This is a genomic window from Buttiauxella sp. (assembly GCF_035271705.1).
Classification (GTDB): domain Bacteria; phylum Pseudomonadota; class Gammaproteobacteria; order Enterobacterales; family Enterobacteriaceae; genus Buttiauxella.
The window spans coordinates 1-19,472 of the sequence record NZ_DATERI010000212.1; the positions used below are offsets into that span (position 1 = coordinate 1).

The 19,472-nt window shown below is 50.7% G+C and carries 21 protein-coding genes and 1 pseudogene; 18 read left to right on the forward strand and 4 right to left on the reverse strand.

Annotated features, from left to right (window positions below):
* Positions 1-199: pseudogene (locus VJY99_RS18605) on the forward strand (RHS domain-containing protein); the annotation flags it as partial.
* A gap of 224 nt (positions 200-423) precedes the next feature.
* On the opposite strand, the gene flk reads toward VJY99_RS18605, so the two are convergent.
* Positions 424-1,428 carry a flagella biosynthesis regulator Flk gene (gene flk / locus VJY99_RS18610; protein WP_324121124.1) on the reverse strand — a complete coding sequence of 335 codons (1,005 nt, stop codon included), beginning with the start codon at positions 1,426-1,428 and terminating at the stop codon, positions 424-426.
* Between the two features lie 103 nt (positions 1,429-1,531).
* Between flk and pdxB the strand changes: the two genes are divergently transcribed.
* From pdxB to hisP, 15 genes are all read left to right on the forward strand, one after another.
* On the forward strand, positions 1,532-2,668 hold the full coding sequence (pdxB, locus tag VJY99_RS18615; protein WP_324121126.1) for a 4-phosphoerythronate dehydrogenase PdxB: 1,137 nt from the start codon (positions 1,532-1,534) through the stop codon (positions 2,666-2,668).
* Between the two features lie 71 nt (positions 2,669-2,739).
* Positions 2,740-3,753, forward strand: coding sequence for an aspartate-semialdehyde dehydrogenase (locus VJY99_RS18620; RefSeq protein ID WP_324121127.1), 1,014 nt, complete (start codon positions 2,740-2,742; stop codon positions 3,751-3,753).
* Positions 3,753-4,586, forward strand: coding sequence for a tRNA pseudouridine(38-40) synthase TruA (gene truA, locus VJY99_RS18625; RefSeq protein WP_324121129.1), 834 nt, complete (start codon positions 3,753-3,755; stop codon positions 4,584-4,586). Before VJY99_RS18620 ends, truA begins: the two co-directional genes overlap by 1 nt.
* Before the next feature lie 24 nt (positions 4,587-4,610).
* Positions 4,611-5,270, forward strand: a complete 660-nt coding sequence (locus VJY99_RS18630; RefSeq protein ID WP_324121131.1) for a DedA family protein — start codon at positions 4,611-4,613, stop codon at positions 5,268-5,270.
* Between the two features lie 138 nt (positions 5,271-5,408).
* Positions 5,409-6,329 (forward strand): acetyl-CoA carboxylase, carboxyltransferase subunit beta, encoded by a 921-nt coding sequence (accD, locus tag VJY99_RS18635; protein WP_324121133.1) that lies wholly within the window; start codon positions 5,409-5,411, stop codon positions 6,327-6,329.
* Positions 6,330-6,395: 66 nt separating this feature from the next.
* A complete protein-coding gene (gene folC / locus VJY99_RS18640; protein ID WP_324121135.1) occupies positions 6,396-7,664 on the forward strand; it encodes a bifunctional tetrahydrofolate synthase/dihydrofolate synthase in 1,269 nt (422 codons plus the stop codon).
* The gene (gene dedD / locus VJY99_RS18645) at positions 7,654-8,385 is read left to right on the forward strand and encodes a cell division protein DedD (RefSeq protein WP_324121137.1); all 732 of its coding nucleotides are present in this window, start codon (positions 7,654-7,656) and stop codon (positions 8,383-8,385) included. Before folC ends, dedD begins: the two co-directional genes overlap by 11 nt.
* Positions 8,386-8,575: 190 nt before the next feature.
* On the forward strand, positions 8,576-9,061 hold the full coding sequence (gene cvpA / locus VJY99_RS18650) for a colicin V production protein (protein WP_324121139.1): 486 nt from the start codon (positions 8,576-8,578) through the stop codon (positions 9,059-9,061).
* A 39-nt stretch (positions 9,062-9,100) separates the two neighbouring features.
* Positions 9,101-10,618, forward strand: coding sequence for an amidophosphoribosyltransferase (gene purF, locus VJY99_RS18655; RefSeq protein WP_324121141.1), 1,518 nt, complete (start codon positions 9,101-9,103; stop codon positions 10,616-10,618).
* A gap of 110 nt (positions 10,619-10,728) precedes the next feature.
* Positions 10,729-11,298 carry a UbiX family flavin prenyltransferase gene (locus tag VJY99_RS18660; protein WP_324121143.1) on the forward strand — a complete coding sequence of 190 codons (570 nt, stop codon included), beginning with the start codon at positions 10,729-10,731 and terminating at the stop codon, positions 11,296-11,298.
* 294 nt (positions 11,299-11,592) lie between these two features.
* The gene (argT, locus tag VJY99_RS18665) at positions 11,593-12,375 is read left to right on the forward strand and encodes a lysine/arginine/ornithine ABC transporter substrate-binding protein ArgT (RefSeq protein WP_324121145.1); all 783 of its coding nucleotides are present in this window, start codon (positions 11,593-11,595) and stop codon (positions 12,373-12,375) included.
* Between the two features lie 297 nt (positions 12,376-12,672).
* Positions 12,673-13,455 carry a histidine ABC transporter substrate-binding protein HisJ gene (hisJ, locus tag VJY99_RS18670; protein ID WP_324121147.1) on the forward strand — a complete coding sequence of 261 codons (783 nt, stop codon included), beginning with the start codon at positions 12,673-12,675 and terminating at the stop codon, positions 13,453-13,455.
* A 74-nt stretch (positions 13,456-13,529) separates the two neighbouring features.
* Complete coding sequence (locus tag VJY99_RS18675) at positions 13,530-14,216, forward strand: histidine ABC transporter permease HisQ (protein WP_324121149.1); 687 nt, start codon at positions 13,530-13,532, stop codon at positions 14,214-14,216.
* Positions 14,213-14,929 (forward strand): ABC transporter permease, encoded by a 717-nt coding sequence (locus VJY99_RS18680; RefSeq protein WP_324121151.1) that lies wholly within the window; start codon positions 14,213-14,215, stop codon positions 14,927-14,929. Before VJY99_RS18675 ends, VJY99_RS18680 begins: the two co-directional genes overlap by 4 nt.
* 9 nt (positions 14,930-14,938) lie before the next feature.
* Positions 14,939-15,712, forward strand: coding sequence for a histidine ABC transporter ATP-binding protein HisP (gene hisP, locus VJY99_RS18685; protein ID WP_324121153.1), 774 nt, complete (start codon positions 14,939-14,941; stop codon positions 15,710-15,712).
* 241 nt (positions 15,713-15,953) lie between these two features.
* Here the strand turns inward: hisP and VJY99_RS18690 are convergent, their stop codons facing one another.
* The 3 genes from VJY99_RS18690 to yfcG all read right to left on the reverse strand — a co-directional run bounded on the left by VJY99_RS18690 (position 15,954) and on the right by yfcG (position 17,958).
* The gene (locus VJY99_RS18690) at positions 15,954-16,847 is read right to left on the reverse strand and encodes a TIGR01777 family oxidoreductase (RefSeq protein WP_324121155.1); all 894 of its coding nucleotides are present in this window, start codon (positions 16,845-16,847) and stop codon (positions 15,954-15,956) included.
* A gap of 15 nt (positions 16,848-16,862) precedes the next feature.
* Positions 16,863-17,237 (reverse strand): dihydroneopterin triphosphate 2'-epimerase, encoded by a 375-nt coding sequence (gene folX / locus VJY99_RS18695; RefSeq protein ID WP_324121157.1) that lies wholly within the window; start codon positions 17,235-17,237, stop codon positions 16,863-16,865.
* Positions 17,238-17,328: 91 nt separating this feature from the next.
* On the reverse strand, positions 17,329-17,958 hold the full coding sequence (gene yfcG, locus VJY99_RS18700) for a GSH-dependent disulfide bond oxidoreductase (protein WP_324121159.1): 630 nt from the start codon (positions 17,956-17,958) through the stop codon (positions 17,329-17,331).
* A gap of 150 nt (positions 17,959-18,108) precedes the next feature.
* Between yfcG and yfcF the strand changes: the two genes are divergently transcribed.
* Together yfcF and yfcE are read left to right on the forward strand one after the other, a co-directional pair.
* On the forward strand, positions 18,109-18,753 hold the full coding sequence (yfcF, locus tag VJY99_RS18705; RefSeq protein WP_324121161.1) for a glutathione transferase: 645 nt from the start codon (positions 18,109-18,111) through the stop codon (positions 18,751-18,753).
* Positions 18,754-18,809: 56 nt separating this feature from the next.
* Positions 18,810-19,361 (forward strand): phosphodiesterase, encoded by a 552-nt coding sequence (gene yfcE, locus VJY99_RS18710; protein WP_324121163.1) that lies wholly within the window; start codon positions 18,810-18,812, stop codon positions 19,359-19,361.
* Positions 19,362-19,472: the final 111 nt, after the last annotated feature.

Here is a 19,472-nt window from a genome sequence, read left to right on the forward strand (position 1 = left end):
GCTGGCGCAGTGCGGGCTGAGCGTGGAGCAGATGGAAAACCAGCTGGAGCCGGAACACACCCCGGAGAGAAAAATCCATCTTTACCACTGCGACCACCGGGGACTGCCGCTGGCACTGATTGACGAAACCGGCGCCATTGCGTGGCAGGCCGAATACGGTGAATGGGGAAACCTGCTGACGGAAGAGAACCTGCATCATCCGCAATAGATTATTCTTCTGCCGGGGCGGCGGCAGTGAACTTAATGCGGCTATTACATATTCAGAGTCCAAGTCTTTACCGACATCTGGAGTAATTAATTTTGCAGGTGCGATGTAATGGTCAACAAACTCAGGAAACTCCCACTGTCCGGTTCCCTAAGTTTTTTCATGGACACATAACGATAATCCACCATCATGTCTGTCAGAGCGGTTGCAAACAGAAACTAAACCACTATCCACAGCAACGCCATCACCACAACCAGTGCAACCAACGCCATACCTGGTCGCGCACTCACGACTTTCATTGGCTCGATAAAAGGCGCCCAGATTGGGTTGGCTATTGGCTGAATATTGTGGGTTTCAAGCGCTGCTGGCTGGCGTTCTGCCCGCTTCAAAAATACTTGATTCAAAATATCCTGCACTTGCGAGTTGGTCAGCAACGTCTGCGGCGTTGCCTGGAAACGTTGCAGGGAATAATCGGTCATCTCTTGCCATTCAGCGGGTTCAAGTGGCTGTTTAAGGGCGGCCTGGAGGGTATGCAACGTCGGCGAGTGCTGTTGGCTCAATGTCTGACGGGCCTGCAGCCATGTGGTCAGCAAGGTGAAGTGTTTTGCCGGGATCAGATCCCCCGTTTTTACCCCAGAAAGCTCAAGCATAGACTGCCAGATCAGTTTACCGGACTCGCCCGTCGCGGCAGTAAGCTTGGCAACTTGTTTATTTAAGGCGTTATGTTCAGCCGGAAGCAGCGGGCGATCGGTCGCCTGACGCTGTTGCGGTTGCGGGATCGCCAACTGGTTATTTTGCAATAACGTCAGGACGCTTTTTAATTGCTCGGGCGTAAGTTGGCTAAGGGCAGTCTGGCCAAATTGCTGGCGAATATAGTCGCTAACAGCCTGGCGATTATTGCCTTGAGGCAGAAGCTCGCTGAGCTGTTGAACCACCTGGCGCGTGGCGTGAGTAGTCTGCGCATTGTTCAGACGCTGATTGAGATTTTGTTCGGCCGCCGGGAAGTGACGCGATAATAAAGGCGTTTCACTTTTTAGCCCCAGATCATGCTTAAGTCCCGCCCACACTTCGGCACTCTGTTGTTGATTGAGTGCAACAAGGCGCGTGACCAAACGTTCAAGAACAGTACGTTGCTGACTGGAAAGCGGAAGCTCGCCGGCCGCAGACGGTGTGGAGGGCGGTTCCCCCGGAGGGCGTGCAGTCACCCCCTGAATGGGTTGCATAGTCTAAAATCCTTTATCGATCCCCGGCTCAAGTATGCCAGGACGCCAGATTATGGCACACTATTGGGCTTATTCTCGACGATTAACAGACAGGTAGCGTAACGTGAAAATCCTCGTTGACGAAAATATGCCCTATGCACGCGAATTGTTTAGCCGCCTTGGCGATGTAACTGCGGTGCCAGGTCGCCCGATCCCAGTTTCAGAACTGGCGGATGCCGATGCATTAATGGTGCGTTCGGTCACTAAAGTGAATGCTGATTTACTCGAAGGCAAGGGGATTAAGTTTGTCGGTACGGCAACGGCGGGCACTGACCACGTTGACGAACACTACCTTGAGCGCGCGGGCATCGCTTTTTCAGCAGCCCCAGGTTGTAACGCTATCGCTGTTGTCGAATACGTCTTTTCTTCACTGTTAATGTTAGCTGAACGTGATGGCTTCGAACTGACCGACCGCACGGTGGGTATTGTCGGTGTCGGTAACGTTGGCTCACGTTTGCAGGCACGTCTGGAAGCTTTCGGCGTGCGGACGCTGCTTTGCGATCCTCCTCGTGCGAGTCGTGGCGATGCCGGTGATTTCCAGCCGCTTGAAACCCTGGTGCGTGAAGCCGATGTACTGACGTTCCACACGCCGCTGTTCAAAGACGGCCCATACAAGTCGCTGCATCTTGCCGATGAAAAACTGATCTCAAGCCTCAAACCTGGCACCATTCTGATTAATGCTTGCCGTGGCCCGGTGGTGGATAACACCGCGTTGTTGAAATGCCTGGAGAACGGGCAGGATCTTAGCGTGGTGCTGGATGTTTGGGAGCCCGAGCCTGCGCTTAATGTGGCGTTGCTCGATAAAGTCGATATAGGCACGGCACACATCGCAGGCTACACGCTGGAAGGCAAAGCGCGTGGCACCACGCAAGTGTTTGAAGCATTCAGCGAGTTTATTGGTCAGAAACACCAAGTGGCGTTAGATACTTTGCTGCCCGCTCCGGAATTTGGCCGCATCACACTGCATGGTCCGCTTGATCAGCCGACACTCAAAAGACTGGTTCATCTGGTGTATGATGTGCGCCGCGATGACGCACCGCTGCGTAAAGTGGCGGGAATTCCAGGTGAGTTTGACTCGTTACGTAAAAACTATCTGGAACGCCGTGAATGGTCATCATTATATATTCAGTGTGATGATGAAACTGCGGCACAAACACTGCAAAAACTCGGTTTTAGTGCGGTTTATAACCCCGCTCGATAACCCTAATCTTTTGTCCCACTGGAGCTGAAATCCGGTGGGACGCTGTTTTATTAAGTCTGGAGTAAACCAACATGTCTGAAGGCTGGAATATTGCCGTTTTAGGTGCCACGGGTGCCGTAGGCGCAGCTGTGATTGAACTGCTTGCCGAACGCCAGTTCCCGGTTGGTGAATTGTATGCCCTGGCGCGTAATGATAGCGCGGGTGAAAACATTCGTTATGAAGGCAAAACGGTGATGGTTCAGGATGCTGAATCATTTGACTGGACTCAGGTTCAGCTCGCGTTCTTCGTCGCAGGTGTTGCAGCTTCGGCGCGTTTCGCTGAAGAAGCGACGAACGCGGGTTGCCTGGTGATTGACTCCAGCGGCCTGTTCGCAATGGAACATGATGTGCCGTTGGTCGTGCCTGACGTCAATCCTTTTGTGTTGGGTGAATACCGCAATCGCAACCTGGTTGCTGTTGCTGATAGCTTGACCAGCCAGTTGCTGACTGCTTTGAAGCCGCTGATTGAACAAGGGGGGTTGTCGCGTATTCAGGTGACCAATTTACTGGCGGCTTCTGGTCGCGGTAAAAGAGCTGTTGATGCGCTGGCCGGACAAAGTGCGCGTTTGCTCAACGGTTTGCCAATCGAAGACGAAGATTTATTTGGCCGCCAGTTAGCCTTCAACATGCTGCCTTTAGTACCAGACGCGGAAGGCAGCGTAAGTGTTGCACGTCGACTGGTGAACGAAGTGCGTAAAGTGCTGCAGGACGAAGGTGTGATGATTTCTGCAAGCATGGTTCAGGCACCGGTGTTTTATGGTCACGCACAAATGGTGAACTTCGAAGCGATGCGCCCGCTGGCCGCAGAAGAAGCGCGTGATGCGTTTGGCCAGTTTGAAGACATTGAAATTTCAGAAGAAGGGCAGTTCCCGACTCAGGTTTCCGATGCCTCCGGTAGCGCACATATCTCCATTGGCTGTATCCATAATGATTACGGCATGCCGGAGCAGATCCAATTCTGGTCTGTTGCTGATAACGTTCGTTTCGGTGGCGCACTGATGGCGGTGAAAACGGCTGAAAAATTAGTGCAGGAGTATATGTACTAATGTCCGACGAGTTGCCTACTCCCTCAATACAGGAAATAAGCCCACTCCGTAAGATTGCACTTGGCATTGAATACGACGGCAGCAAATATTACGGCTGGCAGCGGCAGAACGAAGTCCGCAGCGTACAGGAGAAGCTTGAAAAAGCGCTCTCTAAAGTGGCAAACGAACCTATTAACGTGCTTTGTGCTGGGCGAACGGATGCTGGGGTGCACGCCACCGGGCAGGTTGTGCATTTCGAAACCCGTATGGATCGTAAAGATGCGGCATGGACTCTGGGTGTAAATGCGAATTTACCTGGAGACATTGCAGTGCGCTGGGTTAAAACTGTGCCGGACGATTTCCACGCCCGGTTCAGTGCCACGGCGCGTCGCTACCGTTATGTCATCTATAACGAACGGCTGCGTCCTGCGGTGATGGGGCAGGGAGTGACGCACTTTTATCACCCTCTGGACACAGACCGTATGCACCGTGCAGCACAGTGTTTGTTGGGTGAGAACGACTTTACGTCATTCCGCGCAGTGCAGTGCCAGTCGCGTACACCGTGGCGCAACCTGATGCACATCACCGTGACACGTTATGGTTCATACGTCGTGGTAGACATCAAAGCGAACGCGTTTGTGCATCATATGGTGCGCAACATTGTTGGCAGTTTGATGGAAATTGGTTGTGGTAATCAACACGAAAACTGGATGGCAGAATTGCTTGCGGCGAAAAATCGCAAGCTGGCAGCCGCCACCGGTAAAGCAGAAGGCTTGTACTTAGTCTCAGTTGATTATCCTGAACATTTTGCGTTGCCTAAACCCTCGATGGGGCCACTTTTTTTAGCTGACTGACGCCAGTCGAAAAGGTAGATAACTATGGAATTTATCCGCTTTATTATTGATTTTATTCTGCACATTGATGTGCATTTAGCGGAGTTGGTTGCGCAGTATGGTGTCTGGGTTTATGCCATTCTATTTTTAATTTTGTTCTGCGAAACCGGTCTGGTGGTGACGCCATTCTTGCCTGGCGATTCATTGCTGTTCGTTGCCGGTGCGTTGGCAGCATTGCCAGGTAACGATCTGAACGTGCATACCATGGTTATCCTGATGGTGATTGCGGCTATTGTGGGCGACGCCGTAAACTACACCATCGGACGGCTGTTTGGAGAAAAACTCTTCAGCAACCCGGACTCAAAAATCTTCCGCCGCAGTTATCTTGATAAAACACACGCTTTTTACGAGCGTCATGGCGGAAAAACGATTATCCTCGCGCGCTTCGTACCGATTGTGCGAACCTTCGCACCGTTTGTCGCAGGGATGGGGCATATGTCCTATCGTCATTTTGCGATGTTCAACATCGCGGGTGCGTTGCTGTGGGTATTGTTGTTTACCTACGCAGGCTACCTGTTTGGCGATTTGCCAATCGTGCAGGAAAACCTGAAATTACTGATTGTAGCGATTATCGTGCTGTCGATTTTGCCTGGCGTAATTGAAGTTATTCGCCACAAACGTGCAGCCAAACACCTGCAAAAGTAACCCCATCGCGCGGTTCGACCACTTTTTTATCCAAAGTCGCGGGCCGTTATGTTTTAATGAGCACCATTTATGGTCTGGGGCAGGTCAAACTGCCACAGAAAAACTGGCATCGACCAGGTTCAAGCAGAAAGGTCATCAATGAGCTGGATTGAACGAATTCTCAATAAGAGCAATATTACCCCTACCCGTAAGGCGAGTATCCCTGAAGGGGTGTGGACTAAATGCGATAGCTGTGGCCAGGTTCTGTACCGTGCCGAGCTAGAACGCAATCTTGGAGTTTGCCCAAAATGCGATCATCACATGCGCATGTCCGCGCGCGATCGCTTGCATAGCCTGTTTGATGAAGGTTCGATGTTTGAGTTGGGTAGTGAGCTTGAGCCAAAAGATATTCTCAAGTTTAAAGATTCCAAAAAGTATAAAGACCGTCTGGCATCAGCCCAGAAAGAAACTGGTGAGAAAGATGCACTGGTGGTCATGAAAGGCACGCTCTATCACATGCCTGTTGTTGCTGTGGCGTTTGAGTTCGCCTTTATGGGCGGTTCTATGGGTTCTGTTGTGGGCGCGCGTTTTGTTCGTGCCGTTGAACAGTCTCTGGAAGATAGTTGCCCACTGATCTGCTTCTCCGCTTCTGGTGGCGCACGTATGCAAGAAGCGCTGATGTCGCTGATGCAAATGGCAAAAACCAGTGCTGCACTGGCGAAAATGCAGGAGCGCGGTCTGCCGTATATTTCGGTTCTGACTGACCCAACAATGGGTGGCGTATCTGCAAGCTTTGCGATGCTGGGTGATCTCAATATTGCTGAGCCAAAAGCGCTGATCGGCTTTGCAGGCCCGCGTGTTATCGAACAAACCGTTCGTGAAAAACTGCCGCCGGGCTTCCAGCGCAGTGAGTTCCTGATTGAAAAAGGGGCGATCGATATGATCGTTCGTCGTCCAGAAATGCGCCTGAAACTGGCAAGCGTTCTGGCAAAACTGACAAATCAGCCAGCGCCAAATCCTGAAGCGCCGCGTGAGCCGATAGTGGTTCCGCCAGCACCGGCAGAAGGTCACCAGGCCTGATTGTTAATAAGGGCAGGCCGAATAGGTCCTGCCCTTTTTCTTGAACCGTAGCGTAGAGCGGGCATCATGGAAAAAACTCAAACACCTCAAGCCACGTCGCCCTTGGCCACGTGGCTTTGTTATCTTGAAAACCTCCATTCTAAAACCATCGAGCTTGGTCTAGATCGCATCAAAAAAGTGGCTGCAACACTCGATGTACTGAAACCTGCCCCGACGGTGTTTACTGTCGCCGGGACGAATGGGAAAGGCACAACCTGTCGCACACTGGAAAGAGTCTTGATGGCGGCAGGATATAGCGTCGGTGTTTACAGTTCACCTCATCTGGTGCGCTACACCGAGCGTGTTCGCGTTCAAAGTGAAGAACTGGACGAGGCTTACCATACGGCGTCATTTGCCCAAATTGAAGCCGCGCGCGGCGAAACCTCACTAACCTATTTCGAGTACAGCACCTTGTCGGCGTTGTTGCTGTTTAAGCAGTTGGCGGTTGATGTGGTGATTCTTGAAGTCGGTTTGGGTGGGCGCCTGGACGCAACCAATATCGTCGATGCCGATGTGGCTGTCGTCACCAGTATCGCTCTTGATCACACCGACTGGCTGGGGCCGGACCGTGAAAGTATCGGGCGTGAAAAAGCCGGTGTCTTCCGTGGTGGAAAACCTGCTGTGGTCGGAGAGCCGGATATGCCGCTGACCATCGCTGATGTGGCGGTTGAAAAAGGCGCTCATTTGCTGCGTCGCACAGTGGACTGGTCTTACAGCGTTGAAGAGAATAGCTGGAGCTTCAAAGACGCGCAGGGCGAACTGAGCGGGCTACCGTTGCCATTGGTGCCTCAACCGAATGCGGCAACGGCACTGGCAGCACTGCGTGCAAGTGATCTGAAAGTTAGCAATGGCGCTATTATTCAAGGGATTAAAGAGGCCACATTACCAGGGCGATTCCAGGTTATTTCGCATGCACCATTGGTTATTCTTGATGTGGCGCACAATCCCCATGCGGCGGCTTATCTTGCCGGGCGGCTGGCAGAATTGCCAAAACGTGGTCGCGTGCTGGCGGTCATTGGTATGCTGCATGATAAAGACATCGCCGGTACGTTGGCATGTTTGTCCCCTCAAGTGGATAGCTGGTATTGTGCTCCGTTAGAAGGGCCGCGCGGTGCAAGTGCTGAACAGCTGATTGAACATCTCGGTCAAGGTGAAGTCTACGACACGGTAGCCCAGGCTTGGTATGCTGCAATGAAGGCAGCAACAGAAAATGATACCGTGCTGGTGTGTGGTTCATTTCATACAGTAGCCCACGTAATGGAAGCGCTGGACACGGAGAAAGCAGGTGGCGAGTAAGTTTCAAAATCGATTAGTCGGAACCATCATTCTGGTCGCTCTGGGGGTCATTATCCTGCCAGGGCTGCTTGATGGTCAGAAAAAGCATTATCAGGATGAGTTTGCAGCCATTCCTCTGGTTCCAAAACCGGGTGATACCGATGAGCCGGACATGCTGCCTGCTGCGACTCAGGCACTCCCTTCGCAGCCACCGGAAGGTGCTGCTGAAGAAGTTCGTGCGGGTACGGCGGTCGCACCTGGGCTGGATATCGCTTCGCTACCTGGCGATAGCGGTGCGGGTATAGACGAAGTGCCTGTTACCCGTGATCAACCAAAACCGAAGCCAGTGGTTGAGAAGCCAAAACCAAAGCCGGTCGAAAAACCGCAGAGCAAAGCCGAGATTTCTCAAACTGAAGAACGTCTGGCGATGATGAACGAAGAACCGGTGCCAGAGCCTGTAAAACCTGCGAAGCAAGAAACCGCTGAGAAGGCACCGACTGGGCAAGCCTATGTTGTACAACTCGGTGCGTTGAAAAATGCCGACAAAGTAAATGAAATTGTTGGTAAACTGCGCGGCGCAGGGTTCAATGCTTTCACCTCACCATCCACACCAGTTCAGGGGAAAATTACTCGTATTCTGGTGGGGCCGGAGGCCTCGAAAGACAAACTCAAGTCTTCATTAGGCGAGATGAATTCGCTTTCCGGGCTAAGTGGCGTAGTGATGAATTACACGGCGCGATAGCTTTCCCGTCATTCACGTGAAAGCACCCGCGGAGCCCCGGCAAAAGGGCAAATTCTTAATGGCGTTGAGCATTTTTTCAACGCCATTATTTATTTACGCGAGGGAAGGAAATCCCTACGCAAACGTTTTCTTTTTCTGTTAGAATGCGCCCCGAACTGGACGTCAGGGCGATTTGTCGTGAGATTTGTTCATGGTCTGGATAGATTACGCCATTATTGCAGTTATCGGCTTTTCGGCTCTGATTAGTGTTATTCGTGGGTTTGTGCGTGAAGCGTTATCGCTTGTGACCTGGGGTTGTGCTTTCTTTGTCGCCAGTCATTACTACACTTACCTGTCAGTTTGGTTCACTGGCTTTGACGACGAACTGGTACGTAACGGAATAGCTATTGCGATACTGTTTATCGCGACACTCATCGTCGGTGCGATAGTCAATTATGTGATTAGCGCACTGGTTGAGAAGACCGGCCTGTCGGGTACAGACAGGGTGTTGGGGATCTGTTTTGGTGCTTTACGTGGAGCGCTGATCGTCGCCGCCATTCTGTTCTTTCTTGATACGTTTACTGGTTTTTCGAAGAGTGACGACTGGCAAAAGTCGCAGCTTATTCCGCAATTCAGTTTCATCATCAGATGGTTCTTTGACTATCTGCAAAGCTCGTCAAGTTTCTTACCCCGGTAATCGTATCGGGGGGTTGTGGCTTAATGAGGAAAAGACAACATGTGCGGTATTGTCGGTATCGCCGGTTTTATGCCGGTCAACCAGTCTATTTATGACGCGTTAACGGTGCTTCAGCATCGTGGGCAGGATGCCGCGGGCATCGTCACCATTGATGCCTTAAACTGTTTTCGTCTGCGTAAAGCTAATGGTCTGGTGAGCGATGTATTTGGTGCCATTCACATGCAACGCTTGCAGGGAAACATGGGCATCGGCCATGTGCGTTACCCTACAGCGGGTAGCTCGAGTGCCTCTGAAGCCCAGCCTTTCTATGTGAACTCTCCGTACGGCATTACTCTTGCACACAACGGTAACCTGACGAACGCCCACGAACTGCGCCAAAAGCTGTTCGAAGAAAAGCGTCGTCATATCAACACCACTTCTGATTCCGAAATCCTGCTCAATATCTTCGCCAGCGAGCTGGATAACTTCCGCAACTATCCGCTGGAAGCTGACAACATTTTTGCCGCCATTGCTGCAACTAACCGCCAGATCCGTGGCGCTTATGCGTGTGTTGCGATGATCATCGGCCACGGCATGGTGGCGTTCCGCGACCCAAATGGCATCCGTCCTCTGGTGATGGGTAAACGCGATTTGGGTGATGGGCGTACCGAATATATGGTGGCGTCCGAAAGTGTGGCGCTTGATACACTGGGCTTCGAATTCCTGCGTGATATCGCGCCGGGCGAAGCTGTGTATATCACCGAGAAAGGTCAGTTGTTCACACGCCAGTGTGCCGACAACCCGACCAGCAATCCTTGCCTGTTTGAATATGTCTATTTTGCGCGCCCAGACTCCTTTATCGACAAGATTTCTGTGTACAGCGCACGCGTTGAAATGGGCAAAAAACTCGGCGAGAAAATTGCTCGCGAGTGGGAAGATTTGGATATCGATGTGGTTATCCCTATCCCTGAAACTTCCTGTGATATCGCGCTGGAAATCGCTCGTATTCTTGATAAACCGTACCGCCAGGGCTTCGTGAAGAACCGCTACGTTGGCCGTACCTTTATCATGCCGGGCCAGCAGCTGCGTCGTAAATCTGTGCGTCGTAAACTCAACGCCAACCGTGCTGAGTTCCGCGATAAGAATGTGCTGCTGGTGGATGACTCCATTGTCCGCGGGACGACTTCTGAGCAGATTATCGAGATGGCACGCGAAGCGGGTGCGAAGAAAGTGTACCTCGCGTCTGCAGCACCAGAAATTCGTTTCCCGAACGTCTATGGCATCGATATGCCAAGCGCGAACGAACTGATTGCTCATGGCCGTGAAGTTGATGAAATTCGCCAGTTGATCGGCGCCGACGGTTTGATTTTCCAGGACCTGGACGATCTGATTGAAGCGGTTCGCGTTGAGAACCCGGATATCACTCAGTTTGAATGCTCTGTGTTTAACGGCATTTATGTGACTAAAGATGTTGACCAGGAATACCTTGAGTATCTTGAGTCACTGCGTAATGACGATTCGAAAGCTGTACAGCGTCAAAACGAAGTGGAAAACTTAGAGATGCACAACGAAGGTTAACCCTGTCCTCACGCTAACCCTCCCCTCGCGTAGAGGGTTAGCGCTTCTTGCATCGCCGCTCATCTTACGGCAAAGTCAGCCCAGATAAACTTCTTGGGCGAACGCAAAATATGAAACGGCTAATTGTTGGGATTTCAGGTGCCAGTGGCGCAACGTATGGTGTGCGACTGCTTCAGGTGCTGCAACAATTACCGGATATCGAAACTCATCTCATCTTGAGCAATGCTGCTCGCCAAACCCTTGCGCTAGAAACCGATATATCCCTGCGAGAGGTGCAAGCGCTGGCTGATGTGGTTCATGATGCCCGGGATATCGCCGCCAGCCTCTCCTCAGGCTCTTTTAAGACACATGGCATGGTTATATTGCCGTGCTCAATCAAAACCCTTTCTGGCATTGTTCACAGCTATACAGACGGCCTGCTAACGCGTGCGGCGGATGTGGTGCTTAAAGAGCGTCGTCCTTTGGTCCTTTGTGTGCGCGAAACACCGCTTCATCTTGGCCATTTGCGCTTAATGACGCAGGCAGCCGAGTTGGGGGCGGTGATTATGCCCCCTATGCCTGCGTTCTATCATCGTCCGCAGAGCGTGCAGGATATTATCGACCAGACGGTCAATCGGGTACTCGACCAGTTTGATATTGAGCTTCCGCAAGACCTGTTCACCCGTTGGGCTGGCGCATAAGCATGCCCGTGTGGTGCATCACAAAACCCAACGCCTCAAAATGGGGCGTTTTTGTAACCCCGATCACTTCCAGAACATTTATCCGCTATTTTCCACCGTTAATGCTTTTCCCTCAGACCAGACCTGCTATCTTTCATTTCTGTGACAGAGTTGTAACTATTTTTTAACACAATAATGCGCACTTTCTTTCACGCAAGAAAAAGTGGCATGAGAACTGCAACTCCAAATCAGCAACACAGAAAAAACACAACACACATTACACATAATAAGATAAGTCAAACTTGAGGGTTACGTATGAAAAAGCAAGTTCTCGCTCTGTCTTTACTGCTTGGCTTGAGCACCACAGCAAGCGTCTTTGCAGCCCTTCCACAGAGCCTTCGTCTTGGTACGGACACGACATACGCACCGTTTTCTTCTAAAGATGCAAAAGGGGATTTTGTTGGTTTCGATATCGATCTCGGCAATGAGCTCTGTAAGCGCATTAATACGAAATGTACGTGGGTTTCAAGTGACTTTGATGCGCTGATTCCATCGCTTAAAGCGAAGAAAATTGACGCCATCATCTCCTCACTGTCCATCACTGAAAAGCGCCAGCAAGAGATTGCCTTCTCAGACAAATTGTATGCTGCTGATTCCCGCTTAATTGCCGTTAAAGGCTCCCCGGTTAACCCGACTCTTGAGTCGCTCAAAGGCAAGCATGTAGGCGTGTTGCAGGGTTCAACCCAAGAATCGTTTGCTAATGCCGAATGGCGTACAAAAGGCATTGATGTGGTGGCTTACGCCAACCAGGACCTGATTTATTCCGATCTGGCAGCGGGTCGTCTGGATGCCGCTTTCCAGGATGAAACTGCGGCGAGCGAAGGGTTCCTGAAACTGCCAGCGGGTAAAGAATATGCGTTCGCAGGCCCGTCGGTGAAAAACAAACAGTACTTTGGTGATGGCACCGGTATTGGCTTGCGTAAGGACGATGTTGAGCTGAAAGCTGCTTTTGACAAAGCACTGGCAGAGATGCGTAAAGACGGAACTTACGACAAATTTGCTAAGAAGTACTTCGATTTTAATGTTTACGGTGAATAAGTTTATCCCTTAGTCTGTAGCCCGGTTATGCTTTGATGCAGCCGGGCTGAATAGAATTGCAATCTAACCAAAGCCAGTTGCACATTAGTGGTGCAAATATTTAGCCATGCACCAAAATGGTGTATCGCTTGCATCTTGGTGGTGCAATGGGGTTTTGAGTTCTTTATGACGCGCCATAATGACGCGCCAGAAAGGCAAAAAAACACTATTATTGAGATGCATAAATTGGCATGGAACATGCGATTTTATCCGGTTAAAAAGTAACCGCTTATAAAAACAGTCTAAACGAGGATAATTATGAACAAGCAGATCATTGCTCTTTCTTTGGTACTGGCTTTTTCCAGTGTTTCCACAGCTTTCGCCGCTATTCCTAAGAATTTACGCATAGGTACAGACCCAACTTACGCCCCGTTTGAATCGAAAAACGCTCAAGGGGAATTGATCGGTTTTGATATCGATCTGGCAAAAGAACTCTGTAAACGCATCGAAACCCACTGCACCTTCGTGGAAAACCCACTGGATGCGCTGATCCCTTCATTGAAAGCGAAAAAAATCGACGCCATTATGTCGTCCCTTTCCATCACTGAAAAACGCCAACAAGAAATTGCCTTCACCGACAAACTGTACGCAGCAGACTCGCGTTTAGTGGTCGCGAAAGGTTCTGCAATTCAGCCAACGCTTGAGGCACTCAAGGGTAAGCGCATTGGTGTTCTGCAGGGTACGACACAAGAAACCTTCGGTAATGAGCACTGGGCGCCTAAAGGCATCGAGATTGTCTCTTATCAGGGGCAGGATTCTATTTACGCTGACCTGACTGCTGGCCGTATCGACGCCGCATTCCAGGACGAAGTTGCTGCGAGTGAAGGTTTCCTGAAACAGCCTGTTGGTAAGGATTATCAGTTTGGTGGTCCGTCAATTAAAGACGACAAACTGTTTGGCGTAGGCACGGGTATGGGTCTGCGTAAAGACGATACCGAATTACGCGAAGCACTGAACAAAGCGTTTGCCGAAATGCGCAAAGATGGGACTTACGAGAAGTTAGCGAAGAAATACTTCGACTTCGATGTTTACGGTGGTTAACAGTCACCAGTGGTTCAACCTGCCCGGAAAGGGCAGGTTAGGTTTGTGCAGACACTGACGACAGGATACGCACCATGCTGTACGGTTTTTCTGAAGTAATCTTTAAAGGGGCCATCGTCACGCTGGAATTGGCGCTAACCTCCGTCATCCTCTCCGTTATTATCGGTCTGGCCGGAGCAGGTGCTAAGTTATCCAAAAACCGCCCGTTGGCCTTGTTGTTCGAAGGTTATACCACCTTAATTCGTGGTGTACCGGACCTGGTGTTGATGCTGCTGATTTTCTATGGCCTGCAAATGGCACTCAATTTATTAACCGACTCGCTGGGTGTCGGACAGTTTGATATCGACCCAATGGTCGCGGGTATCATTACGCTCGGCTTTATCTACGGCGCCTATTTTACCGAAACATTCCGTGGCGCATTCCTCGCTGTCCCACGCGGGCATATCGAAGCCGCAACCGCCTTTGGTTTTACCGGTTCTCAAATATTTCGCCGCATTCTGTTCCCGGCCATGATGCGCTTCGCGCTTCCGGGGATTGGTAACAACTGGCAGGTTATTTTAAAAGCAACCGCACTGGTTTCATTGTTAGGCCTGGAAGATGTGGTGAAAGCCACGCAACTGGCCGGGAAAAGTACCTGGCAGCCATTCTACTTTGCGATTGTTGCCGGGATTATTTACCTGATCTTTACCACGGTATCGAACGGTGTTTTGCTCTGGCTTGAGCGCCGCTACTCGGTTGGTGTGAAGAGGGCTGAGCTATGATCGAAATTATTCAGGAATACTGGAAAGCCCTGCTGTGGACTGACGGATATCGCTTTACCGGAGTTGCTATCACGCTATGGCTGCTGATTTCCTCGGTGGTGATGGGCGGGATTATGGCGCTGTTCCTGGCGATTGGCCGTGTATCGAGCAACAAGTTTATTGCTTTCCCCATCTGGTTGTTCACCTACATTTTCCGTGGTACGCCATTGTATGTGCAACTGCTGGTGTTCTACTCCGGCATGTACACGCTGGAAGTGGTGAAAGGCACCGTGTTACTCAATGAGTTTTTCCGCAGCGGCTTGAACTGTACCGTGCTGGCGCTGACGTTAAATACCTGTGCCTATACTACCGAAATCTTTGCCGGGGCGATTCGCTCGGTGCCGCACGGTGAAATTGAAGCCGCTCGTGCTTACGGTTTCTCGCCATTCAAATTGTACCGTTGCATTATTTTGCCATCCGCGCTGCGTATCGCGCTGCCTGCGTACAGCAATGAAGTGATTTTGATGCTGCACTCCACGGCGCTGGCGTTTACTGCCACGGTACCTGATCTGTTGAAGATCGCCCGTGATATCAACTCCGCGACTTACCAACCGTTTACGGCGTTTGGCATCGCGGCGGTGTTATATCTGATTATTTCTTACGTCCTGATAAGCCTGTTCCGCAAAGCCGAGCAGCGTTTTATGCAGCACGTTAAACCCAGTTCTTCGCACTGAGTAATTCCCATGGCTGAAAATAAATTAAACGTTACTGATTTGCACAAACGCTACGGCGAACATGAAGTGCTTAAAGGGGTTTCTCTGCGTGCAAATGCGGGGGATGTGATTAGCATTATCGGGTCGTCTGGTTCAGGGAAAAGTACCTTCCTGCGCTGTATTAACTTCCTCGAGAAGCCAAGCGAAGGGACGATTGTGGTCAGCAACCAGAACATCAACCTGGTGCGCGACACTGACGGGCAGCTCAAAGTTGCTGACAAAAATCAGCTCCGTTTGCTGCGCACACGCTTGACGATGGTGTTCCAGCACTTCAACTTGTGGAGCCACATGACGGTGCTGGAAAACGTCATGGAAGCGCCGATTCAAGTGTTGGGCCTGAGTAAGCTCGAAGCGAAAGAGCGCGCTATTAAGTACCTGGCAAAAGTCGGCATCGATGAGCGCCAGCAGGCAAAATATCCGGTGCATCTTTCTGGTGGCCAACAGCAGCGTGTCTCTATTGCGCGTGCGCTTGCTATGGAACCAGAAGTGTTGCTGTTCGATGAACCGACTTCCGCGCTCGATCCAGAGCTTGTGGGTGAAGTGCTGCGTATTATGCAGAAGCTCGCTGAAGAGGGGAAAACCATGGTGGTGGTGACACATGAAATGGATTTTGCGCGTCATGTTTCAAACCATGTGATCTTCTTGCATCAGGGTTTAATCGAGGAAGAAGGGACGCCAGCAGAGTTGTTTGGTAATCCGAAGAGTGCGCGTTTGCAGCAGTTTTTATCGGGTTCGCTGAAGTAGCGATCCTTCGTCCACATCTCGCTCTGGCAAATTGTCAGGGCGAGAGCTGTAAGCCTTGTTAATTTTCCGTTCACCAAAGCGTTCTGCGTTCTCAAATACTTCTGCTAACGGTGAACGGAAAAACTGCACGACTGACATATGACACTCTGGAAAATCGATGCGCTCCGACGTAATCACCAGCGTTAATCTATTTAAAGAGAACTTTCGGTGAGCGTTTCAGCATGAATTCTGCAAATTAATATCAACGCACCACATCCCCCAACGCTTCCTCCAAATCATACCAACGGAACCCAAACCCTGACTCTTCAAGCCGCTTAGGTAGCGCTCGTTGCCCGCCTAACACCAATACCGACGATTCCCCCATCATCATTTTGACCGCTGTCGCCGGGGCGCGCATAAACGCCGGGCGATTTAGCACATGGCCGAGAGCGTGAGAGAACTGTTCGTTACGTACCGGATAAGGCGAAACCATATTAAACGGCCCACGCAGGTCATTATTCAGCAACCACAGAATACCGTTGACCATATCGTCGATATGAATCCAGGCCAGATATTGCCGACCGTCGCCCATCGGGCCACCCAGACCTAAGCGGAATAAAGGCAAAAGCTTCGCCAGAATCCCGCCTTTTGGTGCGAAAACTACACCAGTACGCAGCAGGCAGACACGCGTCTGTTCGCTCTGCGCACCGCAGGCAATTTGTTCCCAGCGGGCGCAAAGTTTATGGGTAAATTCATTGTGCGGCGGTTCATCTTCGTTGACGACCACTTCGCCGAGATCGCCGTAGTAGCCTGCGGCAGAACCGGAGATAAGCACTGAAGGCGGTTTCTGGCTTGCTTTAAACATCTCCACCAGACGCTCGGTGATTTGCCAGCGGCTGTGACACAATCGCTGTTTTTGCGCCTCGGTCCAGCGTTTATCGGCAATCGGTTCGCCAGCCAGGTTGATAACCGCATCAAATCCATCAAGATTGGGATGCTCATTCAACCCTTTCCAGAAGGTCACTTTCGGATCAAAAAGTGCCCGGGCTTTATCGGGATTTCGGGTAACGATGGTGACATCGTGCCCCAATACCAGCAAGCGTGGCACCAGATGGCTGCCTATCAGTCCTGTTCCACCGGTAATCAGTATCTGCATGGTCGTCTCCAGCTTTTACGCCTGGCGACGCCAACTCATCGTCATAGATACCGAGTCGGCATAACGCAGTGCGTGAAGTTTATCGATTTCTACTTCAGCATAAGATACCCAAGGATGGTCGCATGCGATGTCGAGCACATCCTGAGTTAATTTTTCCAGTAATGAGAAACGATTATTCTCAACCAACTGGATGATTTGCTTGGTGATGGTGCGATAGTTCAGCGCATCGTTGATGTCTTCACTGGCGCGAGCTTTGGCAGCCGGGTAATGAATCGCAACGTTAATAACGATGTCCTGGCGATTGGTTATTTCTTCTTCCTTGATGCCAATAAAAGTGCGCAGGCGTAAGTTTTTGATTCGAATAATCGCGTCGGGTTGTAGGGATGACATTGCAGGTTTCTTCCTTCTAGTAATCTAGTAATTTTCAGCCCTAGAATACATGAGGAAAAACGTAGCGCCCATAGTGGGCGCATTGATTGGTTTAACTATTCTGTGCTTGCTCGTAAGCGCGTTCCGTTGCCGGGCGAGAATGGATGCGCTCAAACCAGTTCTGCACCGCGGGGAAACTCGCCAGATTGATACGCTGGCGCTCATGAGAAACCGTCCACGGATAAGTGGCGATATCGGCAATGCTGTATTCATTACCGCCCAGCCACGGGGTTTTCTCTAGCTGTTTGTTGAGTACGCCATAAAGACGTTGCGTTTCCACCTGATAACGCTCAATGGCGTAGGGAATAGGTTGGGGGGCGAAGTGATTGAAGTGATGATTCTGCCCGAGCATGGGGCCAAACCCGCCGACTTGCCAGAACAGCCATTGCAGTGTGTGGGCGCGTTCACGCAAATCTTTGCTTAATAGCTCGTTGGTCTTATCAGCCAGATAAAGCAAGATTTCACCCGATTCAAACAAGCTCAACGGGCCACCCCCATCGGCAGGATGTTGGTCGATAATCGCTGGGATTTTATTGTTCGGGGAAATCGCCAAAAAGGCAGGCTGAAACTGATCTCCTTTGCCAATATCAATACGGTGAATGGTGTAGTCCAGACCTGCCTCTTCCAGAAACAGCGTGATTTTGTGGCCGTTTGGTGTGGGTGCGTAGTAAAGGTCGATCATCTCATTGCCATCCTGATATCAGTTTTTTCATAAACCTATGCAGTATAGACTTTTTGATGAATTTGCTGGGCAGATGAGTTTTGCTCAAGTGACAACCGCCATTTTCCGCTATATGTTCAATATCCTGGATGCTTGAATTATGGGGATATTATGAGCCAGCCGACAATAACACTTTGGTCCGATAGCCACTACTTTAGCCCTTACGTGATGTCTGTTTACGTTGCTCTGAAAGAGAAAGGCCTTAACTTTACGTTACAAACTATAGACCTGAATGCCGGGCAAAATCGGCAGCCGGGCTGGAAAGGGTATGACCTCACGCGCCGAGTCCCGGTCATTGCAGTCGATGACTTTTTGTTAAGCGAATCCTCCGCTATTACTGAATATCTCGATGAGCGTTTTGCCCCGCCGACGTGGGAACGAATCTACCCACATGACTTAGAAAAACGAGCACGGGCCAGACAAATTCAGGCATGGATCCGCAGTGATTTGATGCCGATTCGCGAAGAGCGTTCAACCGACGTGGTTTTTGCAGGGGCAAAGAAGCCACCGCTGACAGAAAAGGGGCAGGCTACTGCACAAAAGCTTCTGGATACCGTCGAAGGTTTGTTGCCACTCGGCCAGCAAAATTTGTTTGGTGAATGGTCTATCGCAGACACGGACCTGGCATTGATGCTAAATCGTTTGATCCTCAATGGCGATGAGGTCCCTGAGCGCTTACAAGAATACGCAGATTTCCAATGGCAGCGGGCTTCAGTTCAACGTTTTCTGGCACTTTCGGCAAAGCATTCTGGCTGATTCGCCCCATAATTCGTTATGATTAATTCGCTGATCATTAACAGGGATAGGGTTTTATGAAGCTGATGTTTGCCTCGGATATTCATGGTTCGCTACCCGCTACAGAGCAAGTGCTGGCGCACTTTGAACGTAGCGGCGCTAAATGGCTGATATTACTGGGGGATGTGTTAAATCACGGGCCGCGTAATGCGTTACCGGCAGGTTATAACCCCGGAGCGGTTGCGGAGCGGTTTAACAGCATTGCAGATAAAATTATTGCGGTACGCGGGAACTGTGACAGCGAAGTCGATCAGATGCTGCTACATTTTCCAATTACAGCACCCTGGCAACAGATTTTAATGGCTGACCAGCGTTTATTTGTCACCCATGGCCATTTGTTTAACCCTGACAACCTGCCTCCGCTGGCAGAAAATGACGTGCTGGTTTTTGGCCATACTCATCTGCCATTGGCTGAAAAACAAGACACGGTATATCTGTTCAATCCTGGTTCGGTAAGTATCCCAAAAGGGGGGTTCGAACCGAGCTATGGCATGCTAAACGATGGTGTTCTGAGCGTTCATGCATTGAATAACGATGGGGTTATTGCACAGCTTGAGATTACCCCGTAACTTACCATAAAAATTAGACCCGTTAGCATCCGAGTTGCAGCCAACACCCCTGCTGCTTGAAGGATGGCGGTATAACCGATTACGCGCCAAAGAGCGCCCTGAATAAGGTTT

Excerpts from the sequence above, each read along its gene's own strand:
- flk (WP_324121124.1), bottom strand. The coding sequence starts at position 1,428 with ATGCAACCCATTCAGGGGGTGACTGCACGCCCTCCGGGGGAACCGCCC.
- VJY99_RS18620 (WP_324121127.1), top strand. The coding sequence starts at position 2,740 with ATGTCTGAAGGCTGGAATATTGCCGTTTTAGGTGCCACGGGTGCCGTA.
- truA (WP_324121129.1), top strand. The coding sequence starts at position 3,753 with ATGTCCGACGAGTTGCCTACTCCCTCAATACAGGAAATAAGCCCACTC.
- VJY99_RS18630 (WP_324121131.1), top strand. The coding sequence starts at position 4,611 with ATGGAATTTATCCGCTTTATTATTGATTTTATTCTGCACATTGATGTG.
- accD (WP_324121133.1), top strand. The coding sequence starts at position 5,409 with ATGAGCTGGATTGAACGAATTCTCAATAAGAGCAATATTACCCCTACC.
- folC (WP_324121135.1), top strand. The coding sequence starts at position 6,396 with ATGGAAAAAACTCAAACACCTCAAGCCACGTCGCCCTTGGCCACGTGG.
- cvpA (WP_324121139.1), top strand. The coding sequence starts at position 8,576 with ATGGTCTGGATAGATTACGCCATTATTGCAGTTATCGGCTTTTCGGCT.
- purF (WP_324121141.1), top strand. The coding sequence starts at position 9,101 with ATGTGCGGTATTGTCGGTATCGCCGGTTTTATGCCGGTCAACCAGTCT.
- VJY99_RS18660 (WP_324121143.1), top strand. The coding sequence starts at position 10,729 with ATGAAACGGCTAATTGTTGGGATTTCAGGTGCCAGTGGCGCAACGTAT.
- argT (WP_324121145.1), top strand. The coding sequence starts at position 11,593 with ATGAAAAAGCAAGTTCTCGCTCTGTCTTTACTGCTTGGCTTGAGCACC.
- hisJ (WP_324121147.1), top strand. The coding sequence starts at position 12,673 with ATGAACAAGCAGATCATTGCTCTTTCTTTGGTACTGGCTTTTTCCAGT.
- VJY99_RS18675 (WP_324121149.1), top strand. The coding sequence starts at position 13,530 with ATGCTGTACGGTTTTTCTGAAGTAATCTTTAAAGGGGCCATCGTCACG.
- VJY99_RS18680 (WP_324121151.1), top strand. The coding sequence starts at position 14,213 with ATGATCGAAATTATTCAGGAATACTGGAAAGCCCTGCTGTGGACTGAC.
- hisP (WP_324121153.1), top strand. The coding sequence starts at position 14,939 with ATGGCTGAAAATAAATTAAACGTTACTGATTTGCACAAACGCTACGGC.
- VJY99_RS18690 (WP_324121155.1), bottom strand. The coding sequence starts at position 16,847 with ATGCAGATACTGATTACCGGTGGAACAGGACTGATAGGCAGCCATCTG.
- folX (WP_324121157.1), bottom strand. The coding sequence starts at position 17,237 with ATGTCATCCCTACAACCCGACGCGATTATTCGAATCAAAAACTTACGC.
- yfcG (WP_324121159.1), bottom strand. The coding sequence starts at position 17,958 with ATGATCGACCTTTACTACGCACCCACACCAAACGGCCACAAAATCACG.
- yfcF (WP_324121161.1), top strand. The coding sequence starts at position 18,109 with ATGAGCCAGCCGACAATAACACTTTGGTCCGATAGCCACTACTTTAGC.
- yfcE (WP_324121163.1), top strand. The coding sequence starts at position 18,810 with ATGAAGCTGATGTTTGCCTCGGATATTCATGGTTCGCTACCCGCTACA.